Here is a 4,302-nt window from a genome sequence, read left to right on the forward strand (position 1 = left end):
GGGTATAGGCATGCAAGCGATGGCAAACATAGAAGATCATGAGACAACCCGCCCCTACTCATGCACTCATCAACAGCTGGTATCAGAAAATTATCGATTCGATATCGCAATTACGAGCCGCCTTTCGACGATGAAGATGATCGTATTTCAACAGCTTATGGCAGACGACGTTCCGGGCATGGCCGCGATGGAGGCCGCGGCCTGGGGACGACTCGGTGCCAGCGAAAAAACAATTCACCACCGGCTTTCGCTCGGGCATACAATGATCCTGGCCATGGTTGAGAACCTTGTTGCCGGCGCGATCTGCTTCGTGGAAACCAGCCAAGATCCGCACGATACGGGAAGGTTCCCCAAGACCTTCTCCGCCTACTCTTCGCTTGCCAGGAGCCGACCTGCACGGTCACTCTACGTGTACAATCTTGGTGTGCGACCCGAATTCCGCGGCACCGACATGGCACGCCGCCTGTTGTCGCAAATGTCTGACTATGGACGGCAGGTCGGTGCGCGTTGGTTGGTCGGCGACGGACGTTGCCCGTCCTACGCGGGAGCACAGGACGAGTTGCCCGACAAGGTTCGGCCGGATCCGGAATTTCGTCGGACCATCGACGATTGGCATCGGACCGGTGTCATGCCTTCGGTGGAATCCATAACGAGGGATCCGCTACTGCGGTTCTATAACCGTGTTCTCCGGTGCGAATTTCTACATCTCGCGTCCGATTTTCTACCTGAAGACATGAGTTCCGGCGGATTTCGCGTTATCTTTGCTGTCGATCTTGCCCGATGACAGATCAGGCTGATCTATTTGACCCCATCGCCCATGGCAGCGATGCGTTTCCCGAATTCGCCCGTCGTCGGAGTTCAGGAGGCGCCAGTTGGGGCAAACCTCCTTATCCCGAGGTCGGTGAAGCCTTCTACGTGTTCAGCCATGCGCTTGTTTCCCAGGCCTTGAAACACCCGCTGTTGCTGCAGGCACCGCCGGGCGCCTATCAGGAGGTCAGGCAAAAGATCAGCGCCAATCCGGCCCTGGACCTGTTGACCCGTTCCATGCTGCTGTCCGACCCGCCACGGCACATGCGCCTGCGCCGCCCATTGGCTGGTTCGCTAAGCTTTTCCTCCAGCAACGGGCTATTCGACCGGCTTGCGGCCAAAGCGTCGGAACTTACGCAGGCAGCTGTACAAAAACCGGAGTTCGACGCGGTTCGTGATATAGGCCTGCCGCTATCGTTTTCAGCCCTGGAACAGATCCTTGGTATTGACATGGACGATCCCTGGCGGATTGGCGCCGACGCACAGCTTATGGCCAACGCCCTGGAAATAAGGGCCGGCGGCGTAGACGAAGACGCAAACGATGCCTGCCGCCGGTTGGAGGCATGGGTATCCAGCGTGATAGAACACGGTACTGTGCGCCCAAACGGTATTTCAGCTCAGATGCTTGCCGAAGTCGAGGCTGGCCGCTGGCTGAGAGACGATGCCGTTGCAAACATCGTATTCCTGCTCTTTGCCGGGCAGGCGACAGTCGTCGATACCTTCGGCAATGCGCTGGTCGCGCTTGCACGCTTCCCAGAACAGCTTTCGCTGCTTGAAGATGGGAAAGTCAGTTGGTTTTCAGCAGCCGAAGAGCTGCTCCGTTTTTGCGCTCCAGTTCACTATGCCGGAGCGCGCATCGCCGCGGAAGATATGCAATTTGGTGGCGCAACCATAAAAGCCGGGCAGGCCGTCGTACCCGTGCTGGCGAGCGCCAATCGAGACATTTCTGTTTTTCCGGCGGGCGACCGGTTGGATTTGGGTTCCGGCATTTCGTCGGCCCTTGCCTTTGGCACCGGACTGCATGCCTGTCTGGGTCAACACGTCGCCCGGTTAGAAATAGCTGTACTGCTGGAGGCCTTGTTCACGCAGGCCAAAGGCTGGTGCTTGGACCTTCCCAGGGTCGTCAGGCGGCATTCGGTGCTTTTCCACGGTCTGCAAGCCGCCCCATTCATCCGGCCCGCGGATCAACCATCGGTTTGAATTCGGCACGCCATTCGGGTCCCTTCATCACTTGGAATTGTGAGCCCGATATCAAGCGTTTGTGCTTCAGCGACCGATTGAAGCAGATCACCAATGTTGACTAAGCCTGTCAGGTATCGGTAGGTGAGCCGGTGCCAACCCGAACTTTAGGACAATGTCATGAAATATGCTCTTTCCACCCTCGCCGGCGCCACGGCGCTGGCAATCATGCTGATCGCCAGCCCATCGATGGCCGAGGATGCCGGCATCATTGTCTATAACGCCCAGCACGAAAGCCTGACCAAGGCGTGGGCCGAAGGCTTCACCAAGGAAACGGGCATCAAGGTCACGGTGCGCAATGGCGGCGACAGCGACTTCTCCAATCAGATCGTCGCCGAGGGCACTGCTTCACCCGCAGACGTGTTCCTGACGGAAAACTCACCGGCCATGGCGCTGGTCGAGAGCGCCGGCCTGTTCGCGCCGGTCGATGCCGACACGTTGGCACAGGTTCCGCAGGATTATCAACCGGCCAGCGGCAAATGGGTCGGCGTCGCCGCGCGCAGCACGGTCTTTGCCTATAACAAAACCAAGCTGACCGCCGACCAGCTGCCCAAGTCGATGCTTGACCTCGCCGATCCGAGCTGGAAGGGCCGTTGGGCCGCCTCCCCGTCGGGCGCCGATTTCCAGGCCATCGTCAGCGCCCTGCTCCAGCTCAAGGGCGAAGCCGCTACCGCCGACTGGCTGAAGGCGATGAAAACCAATTTCACCGCCTACAAGGGCAACAGCACGGTGATGAAGGCGGTCAATGCCGGCGAGATCGAAGGCGGCGTCATCTATCACTATTACTACTTCGGCGATCAGGCCAAGACCGGCGAAAACAGCAAGAATGTCGAGCTGCACTATTTCAAGAACCAGGATCCGGGCGCCTTCGTCTCGATCTCCGGCGGCGGCGTGCTGGCCTCCAGCAAGCATCCCAAGGAAGCCCAGGCGTTCCTGAAATGGCTGACCGGCAAGGGCGGTCAGGACGTGCTGAAAACAGGCGACTCCTTCGAATACGCGGTCGGCAATGGTGCGGACTCCAACCCGAAGCTTGTGCCGCTCGCCGATCTGCAGGCGCCGAAGGTCGATGCCACGACGCTGAACTCCAAGAAGGTCACCGACCTGATGACGGCAGCCGGCTTGCTTTAGTTGCCATTCGTCCTAAAAGGACACCCGACCACGCTCCCGCGGGAATTCGCCTTCCGCGGGAGTGATTTTGTTTTTCGAGATGGCATTCGTCGATGACGACACGCTGTGTTCCCGACCGCGATCGCGGTCCTTCAATTGCTGCCGCTGGACGGCAACGGCACGGCGTCTGACCTGATGCAGTCCGCGGTCGATCTCGCGCGTTCGGGCCTGCCTTCGGGCACAGGCCGAAGGGCCCGGCGACGCGCACCGCTTTGGCTGGTCCTCGCCGCCATCTTCGTTGCGCTGCTGGCGCTGGTGCCGCTCGCCTTCATCATCTGGATCGCGGTGCAGACCGGCTGGGAAACCGTCGCGGCGCTGGTCTTCCGGCCGCGTGTCGGCGAGCTTCTGGTCAACACTGTCCTGCTGGTCGCGCTCTCGGTGCCGATCACCATCGTGCTGTCGGTTGCGCTGGCCTGGCTGACCGAGCGCAGCGACCTGCCGGGCGACCGGATCTGGTCCTGGCTGTGCGTGGCGCCGCTCGCCATCCCCGCCTTCGTCCACAGCTACGCCTGGATCACCATGGTGCCGGGACTGCACGGCCTGTGGGCCGGCGTGCTGGTTTCCGTTATCGCCTATTTCCCGTTCCTGTATCTGCCGGTGTCGGCGGCATTGCGCCGTCTCGATCCCGCCCTCGAGGACGCCGCCGCCGCACTCGGCCTTGGACCCCGACGCGTGTTCTGGCGGGTCGTGCTGCCGCAATTGCGGCTCGCCATCTGCGGCGGCTCGCTGCTGGTCGGCCTGCATCTGCTGGCCGAGTACGGCCTCTATGTCTTCATCCGCTTCGACACCTTCACCACGGCGATCGTCGACCAGTTCCAGTCGACCTTCAATGGACCGGCCGCCAACATGCTGGCCGGCGTGCTGGTCAGCTGCTGCTTCGTGCTGCTCGGCCTCGAAGTGCTGGTGCGCGGCGAGGAGCGCTATGCCCGCGTCGGCTCGGGTGCGGCGCGCCATCAGCAACGCGCAAGCCTCGGGCGCGCCACCATTCCGAGCCTGCTCTTGCTTGTCGTCACCACGCTTTTGGCGCTCGGCGTGCCGTTCGTCACCAGCGGCGGCTGGCTTGTCGCCGGCGGCGCGGCTGTCTGGGGG

Annotated in this window: 4 protein-coding genes; all 4 read left to right on the forward strand. The window is 61.3% G+C overall.

What is annotated here, in order from left to right:
• Window positions 1–784 (forward strand): hypothetical protein (locus tag EN906_RS19655; RefSeq protein WP_206529133.1); only part of this gene is annotated, 784 nt, incomplete at its 5' end.
• A complete protein-coding gene (locus EN906_RS19660; RefSeq protein ID WP_127271208.1) occupies window positions 781–2,007 on the forward strand; it encodes a cytochrome P450 in 1,227 nt (408 codons plus the stop codon). The genes EN906_RS19655 and EN906_RS19660, both read left to right, overlap by 4 nt.
• A 159-nt stretch (window positions 2,008–2,166) precedes the next feature.
• The gene (locus tag EN906_RS19665) at window positions 2,167–3,174 is read left to right on the forward strand and encodes an iron ABC transporter substrate-binding protein (RefSeq protein WP_127271210.1); all 1,008 of its coding nucleotides are present in this window, start codon (window positions 2,167–2,169) and stop codon (window positions 3,172–3,174) included.
• 174 nt (window positions 3,175–3,348) lie between these two features.
• Window positions 3,349–4,302: ABC transporter permease subunit (locus tag EN906_RS19670; RefSeq protein ID WP_164777246.1), on the forward strand; the 954-nt coding region annotated here is incomplete at its 3' end.

The organism is Mesorhizobium sp. M7A.F.Ca.CA.004.06.1.1 (assembly GCF_003999135.1).
In the GTDB taxonomy this organism is placed as follows: Bacteria; Pseudomonadota; Alphaproteobacteria; order Rhizobiales; family Rhizobiaceae; genus Mesorhizobium.

Bases quoted from the DNA above. Each gene is read 5' to 3' on its own strand.
- EN906_RS19665 (WP_127271210.1), top strand. From the start codon at position 2,167: ATGAAATATGCTCTTTCCACCCTCGCCGGCGCCACGGCGCTGGCAATC.
- EN906_RS19660 (WP_127271208.1), top strand. From the start codon at position 781: ATGACAGATCAGGCTGATCTATTTGACCCCATCGCCCATGGCAGCGAT.